Source organism: Streptomyces xylophagus (assembly GCF_000716435.1).
GTDB lineage: Bacteria > Actinomycetota > Actinomycetes > Streptomycetales > Streptomycetaceae > Streptomyces > Streptomyces xylophagus.
Genome location: NZ_JNWO01000020.1, coordinates 33355 through 52444, shown reverse-complemented (window position 1 = coordinate 52444; position 19090 = coordinate 33355). Strand labels below are relative to the sequence as shown.

Annotated in this window: 14 protein-coding genes; 7 read left to right on the top strand and 7 right to left on the bottom strand. The window is 68.1% G+C overall.

The genetic code is table 11. The features are described from left to right. Positions 1 to 8: 8 nt before the first annotated feature. The 4 genes from OO70_RS35760 (at position 9) to OO70_RS35745 (ending at position 4780) form a co-directional block, all read left to right on the top strand. Positions 9 to 1319 carry a pectate lyase family protein gene (locus tag OO70_RS35760; protein ID WP_043680809.1) on the top strand — a complete coding sequence of 437 codons (1311 nt, stop codon included), beginning with the start codon at positions 9 to 11 and terminating at the stop codon, positions 1317 to 1319. Between the two features lie 91 nt (positions 1320 to 1410). Further along, on the top strand, positions 1411 to 2574 hold the full coding sequence (locus OO70_RS35755) for a pectinesterase family protein (RefSeq protein WP_043680806.1): 1164 nt from the start codon (positions 1411 to 1413) through the stop codon (positions 2572 to 2574). A gap of 1 nt (position 2575) precedes the next feature. Further along, positions 2576 to 3604 carry a pectinesterase family protein gene (locus OO70_RS35750; protein WP_407702859.1) on the top strand — a complete coding sequence of 343 codons (1029 nt, stop codon included), beginning with the start codon at positions 2576 to 2578 and terminating at the stop codon, positions 3602 to 3604. 63 nt (positions 3605 to 3667) lie between these two features. Continuing rightward, positions 3668 to 4780, top strand: a complete 1113-nt coding sequence (locus OO70_RS35745) for a right-handed parallel beta-helix repeat-containing protein (protein WP_043681087.1) — start codon at positions 3668 to 3670, stop codon at positions 4778 to 4780. 60 nt (positions 4781 to 4840) lie between these two features. Here the strand turns inward: OO70_RS35745 and OO70_RS35740 are convergent, their stop codons facing one another. Genes OO70_RS35740 through OO70_RS35730 form a run of 3 tightly spaced genes read right to left on the bottom strand, consistent with a single transcriptional unit; the run spans position 4841 to position 9988 of the window. Then, complete coding sequence (locus tag OO70_RS35740) at positions 4841 to 5308, bottom strand: hypothetical protein (protein ID WP_043680804.1); 468 nt, start codon at positions 5306 to 5308, stop codon at positions 4841 to 4843. Positions 5309 to 5328: 20 nt separating this feature from the next. Next, positions 5329 to 9642, bottom strand: coding sequence for a DUF6531 domain-containing protein (locus OO70_RS35735; RefSeq protein ID WP_063749766.1), 4314 nt, complete (start codon positions 9640 to 9642; stop codon positions 5329 to 5331). Further along, the gene (locus OO70_RS35730; protein ID WP_043680801.1) at positions 9626 to 9988 is read right to left on the bottom strand and encodes a hypothetical protein; all 363 of its coding nucleotides are present in this window, start codon (positions 9986 to 9988) and stop codon (positions 9626 to 9628) included. Before OO70_RS35730 ends, OO70_RS35735 begins: the two co-directional genes overlap by 17 nt. 202 nt (positions 9989 to 10190) lie before the next feature. Here OO70_RS35730 and OO70_RS35725 point away from each other — a divergent pair, with 202 nt between their 5' ends. After that, entirely contained in the window at positions 10191 to 10982 is a 792-nt protein-coding gene (locus OO70_RS35725) for an HAD family acid phosphatase (RefSeq protein ID WP_043680799.1), read from the top strand. Positions 10983 to 10991: 9 nt separating this feature from the next. Here the strand turns inward: OO70_RS35725 and OO70_RS35720 are convergent, their stop codons facing one another. Next, on the bottom strand, positions 10992 to 13208 hold the full coding sequence (locus OO70_RS35720) for a family 43 glycosylhydrolase (protein ID WP_043680796.1): 2217 nt from the start codon (positions 13206 to 13208) through the stop codon (positions 10992 to 10994). 236 nt (positions 13209 to 13444) lie between these two features. Between OO70_RS35720 and OO70_RS35715 the strand changes: the two genes are divergently transcribed. Next, positions 13445 to 14599, top strand: a complete 1155-nt coding sequence (locus tag OO70_RS35715) for a right-handed parallel beta-helix repeat-containing protein (protein ID WP_043680793.1) — start codon at positions 13445 to 13447, stop codon at positions 14597 to 14599. Between the two features lie 64 nt (positions 14600 to 14663). Further along, positions 14664 to 14912, top strand: a complete 249-nt coding sequence (locus OO70_RS35710; RefSeq protein WP_051741953.1) for a hypothetical protein — start codon at positions 14664 to 14666, stop codon at positions 14910 to 14912. A gap of 111 nt (positions 14913 to 15023) precedes the next feature. Here OO70_RS35710 and OO70_RS51420 read toward each other — a convergent pair whose 3' ends face one another. The 3 genes from OO70_RS51420 to fxlM form a co-directional block, all read right to left on the bottom strand. Beyond that, positions 15024 to 15551: a hypothetical protein gene (locus tag OO70_RS51420; RefSeq protein ID WP_051741951.1), complete on the bottom strand. Its 528-nt coding sequence runs from the start codon at positions 15549 to 15551 to the stop codon at positions 15024 to 15026. 201 nt (positions 15552 to 15752) lie between these two features. Next, positions 15753 to 16886, bottom strand: coding sequence for a hypothetical protein (locus tag OO70_RS35700; protein WP_043680790.1), 1134 nt, complete (start codon positions 16884 to 16886; stop codon positions 15753 to 15755). A 93-nt stretch (positions 16887 to 16979) separates the two neighbouring features. Further along, entirely contained in the window at positions 16980 to 19070 is a 2091-nt protein-coding gene (gene fxlM / locus OO70_RS35695; RefSeq protein ID WP_043680787.1) for a methyltransferase, FxLD system, read from the bottom strand. Positions 19071 to 19090 lie beyond the last annotated feature (20 nt).

The following is a 19090-nucleotide window of genomic DNA, read 5'->3' as shown; positions in this document are numbered from 1 at the left end:
CCCGCACTGTGCGTAGTTATAAATGTCATGGACGCGTCATTGCGTCGATCGTGGGCTGCACGGCACTGGCTCTCGCCCTCACCAGCACCACCGCCCAGGCCCATCCGCGCAGCCTCGCCCGCGAGGCTCTCGGCGCTGGTGACGGCTGGGCCTCCTACGGCACCGGCACCAGCGGTGGCGCCGCCGCCACCTCCGATCACGTCTACACCGTCACCAACTGGGCTGATTTCAAAGCCGCGTTGGCCGCCGGCGGCACCGCGCCGAAGATCATCAGAGTGAAGGGTGTGATCGACGCCAACGCCGAGGGCTGTGACTCCTTCGCCGCGTCCGGCTACGACTTCGCCCAGTACCTCGCCACCTACGACCCCGCCGTCTGGGGCTACGACCAGAACCTCGACAACGAGCCCGCCGACAGCCCCGAGGGCCTGCGTCGCGTCTCCGCCGCCAACCAGGACACCGCCATCAAGGCGTTCGTCCCCGCCAACACCACGATCATCGGCATCGGCAGGAACGCCGGCTTCAAGGGCGCCAGTCTGCAGATCAAGGCCGTCGACAACGTCATCGTGCGGAACCTGTCCTTCGAGAGTCCGCTCGACTGCTTCCCGCAGTGGGACCCGACCGACGGGGACACCGGCAACTGGAATTCCGAGTACGACAGCGCCGTCATCTACGGCGCCACCCACGTCTGGCTGGACCACGACACGTTCACCGACGGCGACCACCCGGACAGTTCGCTGCCCACCTACTTCGGGCGGATCTTCGAGCAGCACGACGGCGAACTCGACATCGTCAAGGGCGCCGACTACGTCACCGCCTCCTGGAACGTCTTCAGCGACCACGACAAGACGATCCTCATCGGCAACAGTGACAGCGCCTCAACTGCCGCCGTCGACCGGGGTCATCTGAAAGTGACGCTCCATCACAACCTGTTCGCCAACCTCGTCGAACGCGCACCCCGCGTCCGCTTCGGCCAAGTCGACTCGTACGACAACCACTTCGTCGCCGAGCCCGGGTACGGCTACAGCTACGGCATCGGTCTGGAGTCCCAACTCGTCGCGGAGCACAACGCGTTCACGGTCCCGGCCGGGATCTCCGAGGCCACCATCCTCAAGAAGTGGTCCGAGGCGCCGCTCACCGCCGACGACAACTACGTCAACGGCACCCTCACCGACCTGATCGCCGTCCACAACGCGGGCGTGCCCACCGAGATCCTGCAGTCCGGCGCGGGCTGGACACCGACCCTGCGCACGAAGGTCGACCCCGCGAAGGCCGTGCCGTTCGTCGTCGACCGGGGCGCGGGGGCGGGCCGCCTGCGCTGACACCCACACCACCACGCCGAGAACCGGGCCGGTTCCGTCCGGCCCGGTACCGGTGTTCATCCCACGAGCCGCACTGCGAAGGAGCACCCGCATGCCCTCGCACCACTCCCTCGAACTGCCCCTGTCCAGACGGGGATTCCTCATGGCGAGTGCCGGCGCGGCCGCCGCGCTCGGCCTCGGCGCCGTCCCCGCCCTCGCCGTCGGCGGGCCGCGTCCCTTCGGCCGCCACGGTTCACCGGCCGCGCGCCTCACCCCGCTCACCCTGTACGTCGACCCGCGCGGCCGAGGTGACTTCACCACCGTCCAGGCCGCCGTCACCGCCGCCACGAGCGCCGGGTACACCCTGGTCATCGCGCCCGGCGTCTACCGTGAGACGGTCACCGCCGGCGTCACCGACCCGGTCACCGGCCAACTCACCGCCGCCGCCTCCGAGATGACCTGGATCGGCGCGAGCGAGAACCCGAGTGATGTCGTCGTGGTGTACGACAACGCCAACGGCACCCGGAAGCCGGACGGTTCGGGCACCTACGGCACCTCCGGCTCGGCCACCACCCTCATCCGCACCGACGGCTTCACCGCCCGCCGGATCACCTTCGCCAACGACTGGCTGCGCGCCGACCACCCCGACATCACCGGCACCCAGGCTGTCGCGATCAAGGTGCAGGGCGACCGTTCGGCGTTCTTCGACTGCCGCTTCCTCGGTCATCAAGACACCCTGTACGCCGACTCGTTCGCGCTCGGCGTCTTCGCCCGCCAGTACTACGCGCGCTGCTACGTCGAGGGAGACGTCGACTTCGTCTTCGGACGGGCGACGGCCGTCTACGACGACTGCCACTTCCGGACCCTGAACCGCACCGACCTGGCGACGGCGCCGTACGGCTTCGTCTTCGCGCCCTCCACGGCGGTCGCGAACCCGCGCGGGTATCTGGTGACGCGCAGCCGCGTGAGCAGCCAAGCACCGGACGCCTACTACAAGTTGGCCCGGCCCTGGGTGCCCGGCTCGGACACCACCGCCCACCCGATGCTCACCGTGCGGGACACGGTGCTGGGCGCGGGGATCGACGCGGTGGCGCCGTACACCAACATGGCGGACGCCTATCCCTGGCAGAGCCAGCGGTTCGCGGAGTACCGGAACACCGGCCCGGGTGCCGTGATCAGCGTGCCGGAGAACCGGCCCCAACTCACCGCCGAGCAGGCCGAGTCGGCGACCCGCGAGGCGTATCTCGGCGACTGGACACCGGGGCGGAGGCACTGAGATGGCCCTGCGCAGACGCACATTCCTGGCGGGCATCGCCGGTGGTCTGGTGGCCGCCGGTGCCGGGCCCGCCGTAGCCCTGGACCGTCGTCGTGTCCTGCATGTCCGGCCCGGTGACTCGGTGCAGGCGGCCGTGGACGCGGTGGAGGGCAGCGGCTGGACGATCGTCGTGCACCCGGGGACGTACCGCGAAGTCGTCAACGTGCCTGCGGACGCGCGGGAGTTGACCGTGCGCGGTGCTACCCGCGACCCGTGCGACACCGTCATCGTCCACGACAACGCCAACGGGACGCAGAAACCGGACGGTTCGGGGACGTACGGTACGGCGGGCTCCGCGACCTTCACCTCGGCGGCGCCGGGGCTGACCGTCCGCGATCTCACGCTCGCCAACGACTGGCTGCGCGCGGACCATCCGGAGATCACGGGGACGCAGGCGGTGGCCGCGTATGTGACGGGGGACCGTTCGCGGTTCTCGCGCGTCCGGCTGCTGGCCCACCAGGACACGCTGTTCGTGGACACGTCGGCGCTGGACGCGTTCGACCGGCAGTACTTCTCCCACTGCTACATCGAGGGGGACGTCGACTTCGTCTTCGGGCGGGCCACCGCCGTCTTCGAGGACTGCCACTTCCACACCCTCCAACGCGACGTGGCCTTCACGCCCAAGGGCATGGTCTTCGCCCCGTCCACCGCCCGCGCCAACCCGCACGGCATCCTCGCGGTCCGCTCGCGGATCACCTCCGGCGCCGAGGACGCCGCGTACAAGCTGGCCCGGCCGTGGGTCCCGTCGTACGAGACGACGGCCTGGCCGTCCCTCGTCGTGCGGGACACCCGGATCGGGCCCGGTATCGACCCGGTCGCGCCCTACACGAACATGCGCGACGCCTACCCCTGGCAGTCGATGCGCTTCCACGAGTACCGCAACACGGGCCCGGGCTCCGTGATCACCGTCCCGGAGAACCGGCCCCAACTCACGGCCACCGAAGCCAAGTTGCACACCCCCGCGACCTACCTCGGTGACTGGCGTCCCTGAAATCCGCGCAACGAACAGTCCCCGTCAACCGTACGAGGAAAGGACCGCACTCCTATGTCTCGTCTGTCTCGTCACACCGCTCTCACCCTCGGCACGGCCCTCGCGCTCGGCGCCGGGCTGGCCGTCCTCCCCACCCAGGCCCAGGCCGCCACGGTCGTCGTCGACACGACCGCCGAACTGACCAGCGCGATCTCAAGTGCCACCGCCGGCACGGTCATTCAGGTCCGCGGCGGCACGTACTACCCGACCGCCACCCTCCAGTCCACGACCAACGGCACGTCCTCCTCGCCGGTCACGCTCACCGCGTACGGCTCGGAGACGGTCAAGATCGACGGTTCGTCACTGCCGTCGGGGTCCTGGATCTTCAAGCTGACCGCCGACTACTGGAACGTCTCCAACCTCACCTTCCAGAACTCCCCGGACAGCGCGGTCGTCTGCCAGTCCTGCACCGGCACCAACTGGAGCAACGTCAAGACCATCAACGGCGGCGACTCCGGCTTCACGCTCACCGGCGACGGCACCGTCAACAACACGGTCAAGAACCTTGACTCGTACGGCAATTACGACGCCGCGACGCACGGCCAGAACGCGGACGGGGTCGCCATCAAGTTCGGCTCCGGCACCGGCAACCTCGTCACCGGCGCCCGGCTGTACAACAACTCGGACGACGGCATCGACCTCTGGTCCTTCTCGTCGCCGGTCACCATCGAGCACAGCTGGTCCTTCGGCAACGGGGTCAACCGCTGGGGCGACTCCGCCTTCGAAGGCAACGGCAACGGCTACAAACTGGGCGGCAACGGCGTCACCGTCGCCCACGTCGTCAACAACTCCGCCGCCTGGGGCAACGCCGGCAACGGCTTCACCGAGAACTCCAACACCGGCGCCATCGTCATCAACCGCACCACCGCGTACGCCAACAGCGGCTGGGGCTACTACTTCGCCACCAGCTCCGCCAAACTCGGCAAGAACCTCGCGGTGAGCAACGGCAGCGGCTCGGTCAGCAAGGGCTCCGCGGTCACCTCGGCCGGCAACAACTGGGACTCCGGCATCTCCACCCCGTCCTTCCTCTCCACGGACGCGTCGACGACGTACAACGCGCGTTCGTCGAGCGGCACTTTGCCTGCGACGACGTTCCTGACGACGGGGAGTACGACGATCGGGGCGACGATGAACTGACCTGATCTGTGGGCCCGGTCCGGGAAACCGGGACCGGGCCCACGTCAGTTCATCGAGCCGTCACCAGAGGGTGAACGGCTGCACCGCGGAGATGTCCGGGCAGACCAGATCCAGTGCTCGCCTGAAGTCGTGGGCCAGGGCGGCCAACGCAGCCTTCGCCTCTTCTGACGAGACGGTCTCCGTGCCCGGATCGGGAGTCCAGTCGGTCTCCGTCGTGCAGGTGATGACGACCTGGCCGTCGTGCGGAGCGAACGTCACGAGCCGTTCGACTCCCTGGCCGTAGAAGTCGATCTGCGCGGGCTTCCCGTCGCCCAAAGATGCGATGGCCTCAGGCAGTTGCTCCATGACCGACGAGAGGTCGTAGGAGATGTCGACCGGCCAGGGATCCTGACCGAAACCCGCGACGTGAAAACGACAGTCCGTCTCCGCCAACAGCTGACATGTGTCCATGACCAGGGACTCGTAGTCCTCGTCGAGCTCGAAGTCGGGCGTCAACGGGGTTTCGCGGGACGGCGGAATCAGACTCATTCGGAATTCCACGGGCGTACTCACTTCTTCACGATCGGAAACGCTGTTTTGTAGGATCCGTCCGGCTTGGGCACCAACCTCGCGTAGTTGGCCTCCACTATCTCACCGTTGGGCATGATGACCTGCCCCATTCCCTTCGGGAGCGCGACCTCACGCACTCCGCCCTCGGGGTCGTGCTGCGCCTTGAGGAAATCCAGAGCTTTGTCGTTGTCCAGCCACTGTCCTTGCGAATTCCCTGTGGTGCGTGCGCGGTCCGTGAGGCTCTTCGTGTTCTTCGCGCCCGCTCCGTGCTCGCTGAAGGTGTGCCCGAAGGTCGGTCGACTGCGCGCGTTCCAATTCAGTTCATCGGTCGGGATCTTCTTGCAGGCGAGCCCCAACGGGTCGAGCCAGGCAAAGGGGTTGGACGCGTACGCGTAGTGGTTGGGATGAGGATCGAGACCGAGCGGATCGGCCGAGATGAATCCTCCCGTCTCCGGATCGAAGTACCGGAAGACGTTGTAATGCAGACCGGTCTCGGAATCCGCGTACTGGCCGGGGAAGCGCAACGGGCAGTCCACCGGCACCTCGTCGTCGGGCACCGACGGCAGCCCCGTCCCCCACACAGAGGTACGCCGCTGCCACGCGACCCGGCCGTCGGGAGTGATCAACTCGGCGGGCGTGCCCACCGGATCGGTGACGATCACGTGGAAACGGGTGTCGTCGCCGGCTGTCGTCTCCTCGGCCAGCCGGGCGAGGAACGAAGTCCCGGGTCGGACGGCCGTCGGCAGGTGATCCGTCTGGGTGAGAGGACGGTCGGTGTCCGGCGCGTAGTCCCAGGTGATGGCCCTGCCGTCCGGGCCGGTCTGCTCGGCCATCCGGGAGTCGTCCCAGGAAAAGTCGACGCGGTCGGTCTCGGTCCCGTCGTCCCTCACCCGATGCTTGGAGATACGGCGCCCGAACGGGTCGTAGGCGTAACGCCAGCGATCCCCTTCCGGGGTGACCACCTCGGTGAGCCTGTCCTCCGCGTTCCAGTCGTACGACCAGGCGCGCGTCCGGCCGTCGAGGAGCTTGAGCCTCTTGCCCACCAGGCGGCCCTGGGCGTCGTGTTCGTAAGTGGTGCGCCCCGCGCTGCGGACGAGCGTGCCGTCGAACTCGCGCTCGCCGGGGGAACCGTGCCCAGGTGCCTGCGCCGACACGATGTTCCCCGCGGGATCGTACGCGTAGGTCTCCGTCCAGCCGTGAGCGTGCACCCCGGTGACCCGGCCCATGCCGTCCAGGACGAAGTGGCGGGTGCCGGAGGTCAGTTCGCGGATCTCGGTGAGGTAGCCGTCGGCCCGGTAGGCATAGGTGCGGTGCTGAAGCAGTCGGTCAGCCTCGGCCGTGGCGGACGGTGCTGCCACCGTCTGTGTGGTCAGACGACCGGCCGCGCTCCAGCTCTGGGTGAGCGAGACGGCGTCGCCTACGCGCCGCTCGGTCTCCCGGCCCGCCGCGTCGTAGGAGAGAGTCAACTCCCTTTCGGCGGTGCGAAGTCCGGTTGCCCGCCCGGCCGGATCGTATGTCCAGTCGGACACCAGCCCGGACGGCGTCACGCGTCGAGTGCGCTGCCCGAGGGCGTCGTATTCGAAGGTGGTCGTCCGGCCGTTGACGGTCTCCGAGACGACCCGGCCGAGTGGATCTCGGCGTACCACCACCTCGGCGTCCCTGTTGCGCGCCCGATTCAGCCTCCCGCCCGTGTCGTATGCGTACGTGCTGATGTCGCCGGAAGCCTCGTCGAGCTGCTCCACCACACGGCCCAGGGGACCGCGGGTGAAGCGCAACGACTGACCGGCCCCGTTCGTACGGCAGTTCAGCCGACCGGTCGCGTCATGCGCATACGCCAACGTCCGCCCGTTGAAGTCCGTCTCCGCGGTCAGTCGCCCGGCCTCGTCGTACGTGTACGACCATGTCCGCCCCTGCGGATTGGTCACTCCCGTCAGCCGCAACTCGGTGTCGTACGTGAACTCGTACCGCGCCCCGTCCGGGTCGGTCCGCGAGGCGGGCACGTCGAAGTGGGTGGAGGAATGTCGCGTGACGTTGCCCGCGGCGTCGGTGTGGCCGAGGAGGTTGCCCTCCGCGTCCCACGCCCACGACTCCCTTGCTCCGTCGGCCAGTTCACGCCAGGACGGCTTGCCCTCCGGGGTCCAGCCCATGCGGGTGGTGTGCCCGAGTGGATCGGTCACGGCGGTGATCCGGCCGAAGGAGTCCCGGCGTATCGCCGTCGTGTGGCCCAACTCGTCGGTCAGGGACACCGGCAGGCCGGCCCCGTCGTACGCCACCGTCCGGGTGTGGCCCAAGGCGTTCGTGACCGAGGTCGGCCGGCTCGACGTGTCGTACGCGTAACGGGTCTCCGCGCCCGTCGGATCGACCGTCGCCAGCGCGTTGCCGCGCTCGTCGTAGGTATGCCGCCACACCGCCCCGCCCGGCTCCACGACCTCCGTCGGCAGCCCGAGGACGTCGTACGCGGCCCGCGTCGACGACCCGTCGGGCAAGGTGAGTTCGGTGAGGTTGCCGACGTCGTCGTAGCCGTACCGGGTCGTGTGGCCCAGCGGGTCGGTGACCGAGACGGGGCGCGCACCGTACTCGTCCCACCGTGTGCGCGTGACGTTGCCCAGCGGGTCGGTCTCCTCCTCGACCAGGCCCTCCGCGTTGTGGCGGTGCGTGGAGACGCGGCCCTGCGAGTCGGTGTAGGTCGTCGTGCGCGTCGTGTCGTCGTACGTCAGCGTGCCGGAGAGGATGCCGTCGACGCCCTCGGTGCGCACGACCCGGCCGCGCTCGTCGTAGACGTAGGAGAACCAAGTGCCGTTGCGGTCCGTCCACTTGGTGACCCGGCCCTGCTCGTCGTACGCGAACCGCAGTGGTTCCCCACTGGAGTTGACGACCTCGGTGAGGTTGCCGGCGCCGTCGTAGCCGTAGCGCATGACGACCGTGCCCTCGCCCACCGGGCCGTCGGGGCCGTAGCGCGACGGGGGTTCGTCGAGCAGGCGCAGCGCGGTGATGCGGGGGCCGGTCGTGTCGACGGCGACGTAGTAGCCGCCGGAGTGGCGGATGCCGAACGGCACGCCCTCGTCGTCGCGTTCGACGTCGATGCGGTTGCCGTTGCGGTCGCTCCAGGAGTCCAGCGCGAGGTGGAAGACGCCGAAGGTGGGGGAGGGGACGGGGGCGGCGAAGGTGCGGACGACTCCTGTCGCCGGGTCGGTGACCGTCATTGCGCTGTCCGGCTTGCCGTCCCATTCCAGGGGCCAGCGGACGCCCTTCACCGGCATGGTCGGCACGCCCGGTTCCGGGACCGGGTAGACGAGGCGCATGCCGTCCGCCGCCGCGAACACCACGCCCTCGCCGTCGATTTGGAGGCATTCGTCGAGGGTGGAGATCCAGGTCGGGCCGAAGCGGACGCCACCCCGGTAGGAGGAGAGGTGGGTGCGGGTGAAGTCCAGCGGCAGGCTCCCCGGCAGCGTCAGGTCCGTCGCGGTCATCAGCATCGCGCCGGTCGCCACGTCGATCGGCTCGCCGACGCAGGGGGTGCGGTCGGCGTTGCGGGCGGCCGGGCCGAGTTCGACCAGGTCGGGGCGGAGCGAGGGCGGGCGCAGCAGCAGCGGTGTCGTGTCGCTGAACGCGCCCTCGATGCCCGCCTTGACGACCCCGCCGCCGGCGCCCAGCGCGCCGCCGAAGATCATGCCGTCCTTGGCGGCCTGGTTGACCTCGTCGAGGCTGAAGCCCTGCTGCAGACCGGTCGCCATCTTCAACGGCTGGGCCACGGCCAGGTCGACGGTCACCGACTCGATACCGCCGAATGCGGCGGCGACCAGCGTGCCGCCGGCGATCTCGGCGATCGTCGTGGAGACCGCGACACCCAGCCCGGCACCGAACTCGATGACCAGGTCGGCCGCCGCGACCGCCGCGCCGGAGGCCAGGCCCGCGGTGAAGAACGCCAGCGCCACCCCGCCGGCGATCACGGCCGCGTCGATGCCGATCTGCGTCCAGAGCTTGTTGATGGCGTCGTCGATCGCGTCGGCGAACTTCTCGAGCGCGGTGGCCATTTCACGCCCGGAGTCGGCGAGGTCCTTCAGCCAGCCGCTGTCCTTGTCCTTGGCGTACCGGTCCCAGAACTTCCCGAACGCCTCGATCGACTCACCCGTGTTGTTGTGGATGATCGACGACGCGCTCTGGTTGACCGGGCCGCGCACGTCGTCCACGGCGCCCGCGAACGTACGCCAGACAGTCGCCGCCGACCGCAGCTTCCCGGAATCCGCCTCCGGCCACCACATGCCCAGATCGAGCAGGATCTTCCGGGCCTCGTCCTCAACGCTCACCGGCACCGTCCGACTTCGTGACCTTCACTTCGGTGAACATCCCGGCGATCAACTCGTCGTTGTCGACATGCCCGTCCGCCATGTCGGCCATCGCCTCGTGAATGCTCGTCAGTCCGAGCACCAGCGTGCCCGCCGCGCTCTCAATCTTCTTCTGCAGCGGCTTGTAGGAGTCGCCGAACTCCTTGCCCTGTTTGTCGTTTCCCCAGGGCTCGCCCAGAGCGTCGAGGGACTTCACGAGCGCGGTCAGCGCCTTGCCCAGGTCAACTGCCGCCGTCTGGAAGTCCGGTGCCGCCCGCTTGATGTCGGCGGTCTTGATGTCGAGAACCTTGGCCGGATCCTTGCCGTCACCCATCGCGCGTTCCCCCGTTCGCAGTCGCGTGCACGACGGTAGGGGAAGCCGATCAAGAGAAGGTCAAGTGGGACCCAAGCGCGGGTAATTCCCCGGCCTGTGGGTTGTGTATCGATCGGATAAAGGCTCTCGCCTCCACGGTGTGATGCGCGTAGACAGTCCCTGACCTGGTGCATCACCCATCGGAACCAGATCCGGAGATTCCATGCGGAAGTCCCTTAGAGCGGCCGCCCTCGGCGCCGCCTGTGTCGTCGCCGGTGCAGCCCTCTACGGCACGGGCGTCGCCACGGCCGGCCAGTCGACGGCCAACTCGACCCACGAGCCGTACAACATCGGCCTGTTGACGAAGGACATCGACACCTACTACGGCACCACGCTCGACGCCAACGGCGTCTACCAGGCCTCGGCGACCAGCCCGTACGCCAAGGACCTGGCGCGTATCGACGCGTCGGCCAAGAAGTACATCGACGAGGCAGTGCGCAAGCACCACAAGGGCGCCAAGCCCGCGGTCGTCTTCGACATCGACGACACGCTGCTGCTCAGCCTGGACTACGAGAAGAAGAACAACTACGGCTACAGCTCGGCGACTTGGGCCACCTACGTGGCCCAGGCCAACCGCCCGGAGGTCTTCGGCACCCCCGAGCTGGTCAAGTACGCCGCGTCCAAGGGCGTCACGGTCTTCTACAACTCGGGTCTGAAGGAGTCGCAGCGCACCTACGCGGTCGACAACCTGAAGAAGGTCGGCGCCGACGTCAACCTCGACGCCGACCACATGTTCCTCAAGGACACGGCCAACCCGCCGGCGTACCTGAGCGACTGCGCCACCGTGACGGCCTGGACCTGCACCACCGTGCAGTACAAGTCCGGCACCAGGAAGCACATCGAGGACCTCGGGTACAACATCATCGCCAACTTCGGCGACCAGTACTCGGACCTCGACGGGGGCTACGCCGACAAGACGTACAAGATCCCGAACCCGACCTACTTCGTCAGCTAGTCCGTACGGCTAGTCCGTATGGGCAGTCCGTACGGGGCTGATCGACCCGAGGGTGGGCACCACCGGCCGGATCGTCCCGTCCGCCGCGAACCGTAGGCGGTCGATCGTGGTCTCCCGGTGCGTGCCGTCCCCACCAGGTTTTCCGGGCCCGTTCAGGGCGAACCGGTGGTAGACGACGTACCAGTCGTCGGTCCCCGGAGCGTTCACCACGGAGTGGTGGCCGGTGCCCAGGATGCCGTACTCGGGGTTCTTGGACAGAATCGTGCCCCGCTCGGTCCACGGACCGAGCGGGGACGGTCCCGTCGCGTAGGCCACGTGGTAGTTCTCGCTGCGGGTGTCGTCCTCGGACCACATGAAGTAGTACGTGCCCCGCCGCTTCACCACGAAGGACCCTTCACGGAAGTCGCCCGCCGTGATGTCCTTCACCTTCGTCGCGTCGTACGACGTCATGTCGTCGTTCAACGGCACGACGTACGCGTGCCCGTTGCCCCAGTAGAGATACGACTGCCCATCATCGTCCGTGAAGACGGCCGGGTCGATCATCTGGCCCGCCAACGCCCCTTTCTCTACGAGGGGTTGGCCCAGCGCGTCCTTGAAGGGGCCCGCGGGCGAGTCCGCCACCGCGACCCCGATCTGCTGCTCGGCACAGAAGTAGAAGTAGTACTTCCCGTCGCGCTCCGCGACCGCCGGCGCCCACGCGTTCTTGTCGGCCCAGGAGACGTCAGGGCCCAGGTAGAGGATGACTCCGTGGTCCTGCCAGTGGACCAAGTCCCTTGAGGAGTACGCCTTGAAGCTCGTCCCGCCCCAGTTCGCGTAGCCGTCGCTCGTCGGGTAGATCCAGTACTGGCCGTCGAGATAGTGCACGTCGGGGTCGGCGGTCAGCCCTGGCAGCACGGGACTTCGCGTCGGCACCGCCTCCACCGTCCAGGTGCGGCTGGTCCCGTCCGCGGCCGTGACCGTGTACGTCTGCGGCGCGCGGAAGTCCCGGCGGGTACCGGAGGGCGGACTCACCGAGGCACCAGAGCCGATCGCCAGCGACGGCGCCAAGTGCCGCAGATCTGAGGCGGGTTGCATGGGTAGCACGACCTTCGACGAGGCCTCCGTGACGATCGCGTACCCCTTCTGCCCGTGCGCCGTAGCGTCCACGACCGACGTCGCGGCCGCCGGATACGCGGCGAGCAGCCGGTCGTACTCGGCCTGTGTCACCGGAAGTACCGTGCCGTGCCGGGGACTTGCCGGGAGTTGGTAGTCCGTGGACGGGGTCCATCGCCCGGAGTCGAGATCGGTCGTCTCGAAGGGGACGTAGCCGCGCAGCCCGTACTCGTCGACGAACAGGTACCACTTCTTCTCGGTGTTGGACTTGAACACCGTCGGTCCTTCGCCGCGTTGGATCGCACCGTTCCCGATGCACTCCGAGACGAAGTCGTACGACGTGGAGGTCAGCGAGCTCGACTTCTCGCCGGTGATGAACTTCGAGCAGGGGGAGCTGGAGGACGGGTCGCGTTCGTCCTTGGTGTAGCGGTAGTAAGTGTCCTTGTACTTCACGACGGTTGAGTCGATCACCGAGTAGCCGGGGTCGTCCCAGACCTTCGGGTCGCTGAAGGTGCGGAAGTCCTTCGTCGTCGCGTACATCATGCGGTTGTACGTCGAGCCGGTGTGGTCGGGGTCGTCGTCGGCGTACAGCTTCGACGCCCAGAAGACGACGTACTCACCGAGTGAGTCGTCCCAATAGGCCTCCGGCGCCCAGGTGTTGCCCGCGTTGTCCGGGGCCACCTTCACCAGTCGCTGGTCGGTCCAGTGGACCAGATCGGTCGACTCCCAGATCATCACGGACCTGCTGCCGTGCCGCTGGACGTCGTCCCAACTCCCGCTGCTGTTGCGGTACATCCGCAGGTCGGTGGCGATCAGATAGAACTTGTCGCCCTTCGGCGAGCGGATCACGAACGGGTCGCGCAGCCCCTTCTCGCCGATCGTCGACGTCAGGACCGGCTTGCCCTGGTTCAACTCCCGCCAGTGCAGGGGATCGTTGCCACGGCTGAGGGCGTAGCGGATCTGCTCGCCGTCGGCGGTGCCCTCGCCGGTGAAGTAGGCGAAGAGGTAGCCGGCGTACTTGGGGTGGGTCACGGGCGGTGCTCCTGAGTGCGCGGTACTGGGCGGGGCGGCGAGCAGGCTGAGGAGAAGGGCCAGGAAGGGGAGCAGGAGGGTGCGGGCGGTGCGGGGTCGCATGGCACATCCTGTGGGGGTGTGGGGGATTCTGTTGAATGGCTGTGGCTTCGGAGTGTCACCAGTGGGGTGCGGTGCGTCAATCGGTGCGGGTGGGGCCGGGCTGATCGAAAGTTTCGGTTCTCCTCCCGGTGCCGTGGCAACCTTTCCGGTCACGGCGGCGACCAGGACTCAGAAACGGGCCGGGGCGGCCCCTCCGGCCCGTTTCGTCCTCGTCCTCCAGGAAAGGAACCAACGCCGTGCGTACGAGCACCGGACGCCACCGCAGGACCCGCACCCTCTCGATCGCCGCCGCGGTGGCCGTCGCCGCAGGGGCGGGCGGCGTCTACCTCGGCCTCAACAGCGGTGGCGCACAAGCCGCTTCGTCGACGGTCACCGTGTCCACCACCGCCCAGCTCGAGTCGGCCGTCGCGAACGCCACGGCGGGGACGGTCATCCAGGTCAGGGCGGGCACCTACACCCCGGCCGCGACTCTCAAGTCCACGGCGGACGGCACGAGTTCGGCCCGCATCACGCTGGAGGCATACGGCACGGAGAAGGTGAAGATCGACGGCTCCAAGCTGCCCGCGGGCCAGTGGCTGGCCGGGATCTACGGCGACTACTGGACCGTCCAGAACCTCACCTTCCAGAACTCCCCGGCGCAGGGCTTCGTAGCCACGTCGTCGGTCGGCGGCATCTTCAAGAACCTGGTCACGGCGAACAACGGCGACTCCGGCTTCACCCTGCGCGGCGACGGCACGACCAACAACCTCGTGCAGAACCTGGACAGTTACGGTAACTACGACGCCGCCGGACACGGCCAGAACGCCGACGGCATCGCCATCAAGTTCGGCTCCGGCACCGGCAACAAGATCACCGGCGCCCGCCTCTACAACAACTCGGACGACGGCCTCGACCTGTGGCAGTTCTCCTCGCCGGTCACCATCGAGCACTCCTGGGCGTTCGGCAACGGCAAGAACCGCTGGAATGACTCCGCCTTCGAGGGCAACGGCAACGGCTTCAAGCTCGGCGGCGGAGGCGTCGCGGTCGCGCACGTCGTCAACGACAACGCCGCCTGGGACAACAGCCTCAACGGCTTCACCGAGAACTCCAACACCGGCGCGATCATCCTCAACCGCAACACCGCGTACGCGAACGCGGCAGCTGGCTTCTTCTTCGAGACCAGCAAGTCCCGCCTTGCCCGCAACCTGGCTGTCGCCAACAAGGGGGGCCTGGACAAGCTGGGTTCGAGGACGGTGTCCGCGGCGAACAACTGGGATGGCGGGATCACGACTCCGTCCTTCAAGTCCGTGGATGCGACGACGGCATACGGGGCGCGTGCGTCGAGCGGCACGCTGCCGGTGACGACGTTTCTGACTACGGGGTCTACGGTTATTGGGGCGACGATGGATTGAGGTGCCTCGCCATGGACTTCGCCCCCCATACTGACGATCCCGTACGTCACCAGGGGAGGCACCCATGGCACAGGACCCCGCGCCGAAGCGTCTGACGATCACACTCGACTTCGACCTCCAGACCCCCAATTCCACGGTGGGTGAGGCCCGGATCAAGGCGGCCTACAACGCGGCTGTCGATGCGGCGCTGGAGGCAGCCACGAAGGAGTTTCCTGAGGGAAGCATCAAGACCATCACGGCTGAGATGCACTGGTCGTACCGGTGGATCGAGAAGCGCGAGGTCCGCTTCTCACGGGACGACGCGCAGAGCTGACGCGCGCCGGGCCCCGGTCGCTGCGAGCCGACCGGGGCTCTCTCCTCATGGGTGGAGGAGGAGCTGTCTGGATCAGTTGGCCTTGGGGCGTGTTGGTCCGGCGGTTCGGTGTTATGCGGCGTCGGGTGCCCTGGCCCCTTCTGGTTCCGGGTCGGCAAGGCGTGGCTGGGGCGGTCGACTGACGGGCACCTGGGTGAGCCGTGACCGCTGGGGATCGATATGAAGGCGGGCGATGTTGATGAAGTGGAGCCGCGCGGTTTCCATTCGGTCGCGCGCCTGACCCCAGGACTGTTCATCGGGTGCGACCTGCCGGATGAACTGATCGCTGCAATCCCAGAACACTTCGTCGACCCGCGCTGCGGCGTCGACGACTGCGGGACTGCCGACCAGCCAGATCGTTCCCAAGGCCACGTTCCACGGCACCCAGTCCACGGGATCGCCGTGTTTCCAGGCGCGACGCAGAGCGAGTTGGATTCGGGTGGACTCGGCAACGATCGCCGAGCAGGCGGCGATCTGCTTGTCACGTGCCCAATGCGTGCGTTCGCTGCGGCTTGTGAGCAGTGAGCCGGCCACCACACCGATCAAGGCGGCGGCCACCCCGCCCAGAGTGGTGATGGTTGTTGCCCAGTCCAGTGACATCCAGCTTCCCCCCAACGGCTGGTGTATTGGGCGACTCTGCCCGCCAGCCCTGTACTGATATGCACTCGAGTCTTCGCAAGAGCGGCATTCCGGCCATCAAGCGGGAGCCGCCAGTCTTGCGAGTCCCAGCTCCAACAGGCCGCCGTCTCGCCGACTTTGGCGCCGGTGGGAGGGGAGGCGAAAGCTGCGCAAGAGGAACGGTTATCTCTGTGCAGGGGATTTGGGTCCGGGTTCGGAAGGATGCCCGAGGCTTCGCCGGATCACCCTGTCGCTGGCTCGCAGAGCAGCCGTCAGTTCTCCTTGAAGCTCCTTTGGGAGGATGCCCGCGCCGAGGCCACACGCGCTTACAAGCGCACGGCAGTCCTGTACTTGCCGTTCCGTGGCGAGCGTCGTGAACAGAGGGTGTGCCAGGTTCTCGCGAGCCGCGTAACCGTCTTCGGCGTCTGCCGTCCTGCGGTGGAGATCCTCGACGATGCGGTGTGCGGCGGGGACATCGGCGAAATCGATCGCGTCGAGGACGGTGAGTCCGAGCCGGGTGTCGAAGACGGTCATCCCGGGTTCGCTCTTCCGCTCGGAGTAGGTCGTGACCAAGCTCGCCAGATGGCCGTCGAACGGTTGCCCGGCCTCTCGGCGGCACAGGACGGATAGGCATCCCGTGACGGCTTGCTCCCAAGGATCGCCAGGCATTGTGGGGGCGAGGAGAGCGGTGGCTCGTGTCGTGTCACCCTCAACGAGGGCGGCCAGTACGGCGACTTGGCGCCCGTCGAGCATCCGCTTGCCTACGCCACGGTGAGCTTCGATGTGTGTCAGAGCCTCGGCCCAACGTCCCTCCGCGGTGAAAGTGCGTGTGCCGTCAGCGAGGAGCACACGCCACAGCCACGCCCGGACCTCGTGGCGGTCGTCGGCGGTCGCGGTGAGCTCCGCCGGTACCGCGATGCCCTCGAACCGAGCCGCTGCGCCCGCCTCGACGGTCTTGTACAGGTCGAGCAGTCGTCGACGTCCGACGTCGCCGTGGCCGGCGCGGATCTGGAGGCGGGCGAGGTTGACGACCGGTTCCAGTCCTCGGATCGCACTCATGCCGGGCAGCGGGCAGGCATCGAGGTAGGCGGCGGCGTGCTGGTGGCACATCTCGCGTGCGAGGTCGGGGAGGCCGAGGTCGGAGGCGATGAGCGCGGCCTGGTTGTAGACAGCGGATGCGAGGCCCTGGTCGGTCTTCTTCACCGCGGTGTCGGCCAGGTCGGCGAGCGCGCGTACGCGCTGAGGCAGGGGCAGGCAGGCGGGCCGGAATCGGGCGACGAGTGGGAAGTGCTGGGCTATGGGGCCGTGCGGGTCCATGGACTCCCCCGAGCGTGAGTCGTGGGAACTCTGGTGAGGAAGCGGTGCCCGCCAGCCGTACGCCGACGGCCACCTTCCTGTACGTGCCGGGCGTCACCGCCAGTCGACGACGATGCGGTTCAGCGGGGTGTCGAGAGCGAAGAGGCCGGGGCGCCGCTCGATGGCGGGGGCGTCGAGTGGCTGGATCGCGAACGTGGCCTCGCGGCCCCGGTATTCGCGGTCCCAGGTGCGGACGGCGTCGGCGACCTTCGCGGCCAGTTCGTCGCTGCCGGGACCGTGGCCGATGACCCCGAACTCCCAGAGCTTGCCGCCTTCGGGGGTCTTCTCCTTCGACGGGCGCCGCGCCAGGTAGGTGACGGCGCCCTTGTCCACGACGGCGGTCGAGGACGGGTAGGGGTCCTCGGTGAGCAGGCCGCCCTTGGCGTTCTGGGGGAACAGCATCCGGATCAGGCCGGAGGGGAGGGCGCAGGTGACGAACAGTTCCATCCACTCCGGTGACTCCATGGCCTGGACCGTCATGCCGGTCCATTCCTCGGTGCGCGGCTGGTCCAGGACACTGGCGAGCGCGTCGGCGTCGATGTTCTGCCCGGCTGGGGCCTGGAGCCGTACAGCCCCGTCCGAGCTGAGGGGGACGGTTCGGCGATCGTCGTCGGCGATGCCTCGCCTGAGTGGCATGAAGGTGTTCATCTCGCTGCCGAGGGAGATCCAGCGGCCGTCGCGCTGCTCGTAGGCGATGGAGCGGGAGACCGTGCCCTTGAGCCGCTGGGGGACGAGGAGCCGTCCGCCGGGGGCGAGTTGCCGCAGCCAGGCGTGCGGTACGCCGTGTGCGCCGACGGTGGCGATGATCCGGTCGTACGGTGCTCCCTCGGCGTAGCCGAGTGCTCCGTCGCGGGTTACGGCCTCGGCGTTGGTGATCCCGGCGGCGGCGAGGTGTGCGCGGGCGCCGTCCACGAGGTCGTCGTCTACGTCGAGGGTGGTCACGTGTCCGCTCTCGCCGACCAAGTGGGCGAGCAGTCCGGCGTTGTAGCCGGTGCCGGCACCGAGTTCGAGGATGCGCTGACCGGGTTGGACGTCGAACTGGTCGAGCATGAGAGCGACGATGCTCGGTTGGGAGGCGCAGGAGATCGATGTGCCGTCGGTGTCGTACTTGATGTGCACCGGTGCGTTGGCATAGGCGTCTTCGAGTGACGCGTCGGGCACGAACACGTGGCGGGGCACGGTCCGCAACGCGGTCTCGACGGCGGGCGTGCGGGCGTGACCGTCCGCGCGAAGCTGGTCGACCAGGACGTTGCGGAGGCGTTCGGCGTCCGCCGCGGGGGTGGCGATCGTGTCGGTGTTCACCGCGCTGACGCTATCGACGCCGGCGTTTGCCGCGTCGGTCGACGCGGTGTTGTCACTCGTTCCCATGACTACCTCTCGTGCGCTGTTGGACAGTGCGCTCTGCTCGTCCCGGAGGAGACCGGCGCGGTTGGCGTGGAAGATCACGTGGTGGGCGATGACGGCTCGCAGGCCGCGGGTGAGCCCGGCGTTCACGGCGAGGCAAGCGAGTGCGGCGCCTGCCCTCTCGAAGGCGGACACCCAGTCGTCGTGCCCTGCGAGCGGGCCGTTGGGGCAGCACAGTCCGTGGGCTTCGGCGGTCATCAACTTCCGCATCGCGGGCACCAGTTCGGCTACCCGTCCGAGGGGCGGAGGGGTGGCGGCTGGCCGGAGAGCGGCGACCTTCGCCCACACGTCACCCTGTTCGAACCAGTCCAGACCGGCCGCCCGCATCATCGCGCTCGCCAGTAGCACGGTGGTTTCCCGGCGGCCCAGATGCTCCGGGCCGGGTTGGTAGGTGAGCAGGTGGCGGCTGTCTTGGTGGAACAGGTCGTGGGCGATGTCCATTGCCTCTGGCCCGCCGAAGGCGTCGTTCTCGGGTTCGTAGACGGAGGGCAGCCACGACACGACCGTGCCGTCGTCGACCAGGTCACTCAGCAGCGCTTCGACGATGAGGGAGGGCCGGTCGGCGACGTATCGCAGTGGCCAGGGCCGCTTGTTCATGAACCACCAGCGGGTGAGATGACCGTCCGCTTCAGCCGCGAGCAGCACCGGGGCGAGATGTTCGCCGATGGCTCGCTGAGCGCTCTCGCGGTCCGCGAAGGTGATGGTGTGTTGCTGCCAGCGGTCGGGCCGGTCCGGGGGCATGCGGAGGTCCTTCGGTCGAT

Excerpts from the sequence above, each read along its gene's own strand:
- OO70_RS35755 (WP_043680806.1), top strand. The coding sequence starts at position 1,411 with ATGCCCTCGCACCACTCCCTCGAACTGCCCCTGTCCAGACGGGGATTC.
- OO70_RS35750 (WP_407702859.1), top strand. The coding sequence starts at position 2,576 with ATGGCCCTGCGCAGACGCACATTCCTGGCGGGCATCGCCGGTGGTCTG.
- OO70_RS35740 (WP_043680804.1), bottom strand. The coding sequence starts at position 5,308 with ATGAGTCTGATTCCGCCGTCCCGCGAAACCCCGTTGACGCCCGACTTC.
- OO70_RS35730 (WP_043680801.1), bottom strand. The coding sequence starts at position 9,988 with ATGGGTGACGGCAAGGATCCGGCCAAGGTTCTCGACATCAAGACCGCC.
- OO70_RS35725 (WP_043680799.1), top strand. The coding sequence starts at position 10,191 with ATGCGGAAGTCCCTTAGAGCGGCCGCCCTCGGCGCCGCCTGTGTCGTC.
- OO70_RS35720 (WP_043680796.1), bottom strand. The coding sequence starts at position 13,208 with ATGCGACCCCGCACCGCCCGCACCCTCCTGCTCCCCTTCCTGGCCCTT.
- OO70_RS35710 (WP_051741953.1), top strand. The coding sequence starts at position 14,664 with ATGGCACAGGACCCCGCGCCGAAGCGTCTGACGATCACACTCGACTTC.
- OO70_RS51420 (WP_051741951.1), bottom strand. The coding sequence starts at position 15,551 with ATGTCACTGGACTGGGCAACAACCATCACCACTCTGGGCGGGGTGGCC.
- OO70_RS35700 (WP_043680790.1), bottom strand. The coding sequence starts at position 16,886 with ATGGACCCGCACGGCCCCATAGCCCAGCACTTCCCACTCGTCGCCCGA.
- fxlM (WP_043680787.1), bottom strand. The coding sequence starts at position 19,070 with ATGCCCCCGGACCGGCCCGACCGCTGGCAGCAACACACCATCACCTTC.